This window comes from Bacteroides sp. AM54-2NS (assembly GCF_003602935.1).
GTDB classification, from domain to species: Bacteria; Bacteroidota; Bacteroidia; order Bacteroidales; family Bacteroidaceae; genus Bacteroides; species Bacteroides xylanisolvens.
Genome location: NZ_QTMZ01000158.1, coordinates 1 through 518 on the forward strand (window position 1 = coordinate 1; position 518 = coordinate 518).

Genomic DNA, 518 nt, shown 5'->3' on the forward strand with positions numbered 1-518 from the left:
AGGGGATGATTTGGAGAACTTCTTCATTCGCATTAACGCACACAATAAGTTCTTTAGTAATGTACCCTATCAGATGATTGGCTTCTCTTATAACAGCCGTCAAGAGTTCAGTGCAGTTCTCACACAACCTTACATATTGGCGGAACGGGAAGCAACAGAAGATGAAATTGCTGAATACATGGAAGCGCTTGGTTTTGAAATGGATTACATAGACGAGTTCCATAACGACCAATATGAAGTGTTTGATGCCGTTCCCAACAATGTGCTGTACGGTATTGACAAGGACTTGTATTTTATTGACACTCAAATCAGACTAAAGATGTAATTTGGATATATGTGTAGAGAGCCCCAACCTTATAATATGAATCTCATTAAAAGGTAGTGGTAGTATTCTTATCAAATGCTATCCCTGTCATTATTAATTCGACTTCATAAGCATATAAAGACTATATATTACAGTCAGAGGTCAAATTATACCCTCTCTTAATATAATTAATAACAGGTATAAAATGACCTCT

The 518-nt window shown here is 36.1% G+C and carries 1 pseudogene; it reads left to right on the top strand.

The annotated features are described in order from the left end of the window. Positions 1 to 325 (top strand): annotated as a pseudogene (locus tag DXA05_RS26290) (hypothetical protein); the annotation flags it as partial. Between the last annotated feature and the right edge of the window lie 193 nt (positions 326 to 518).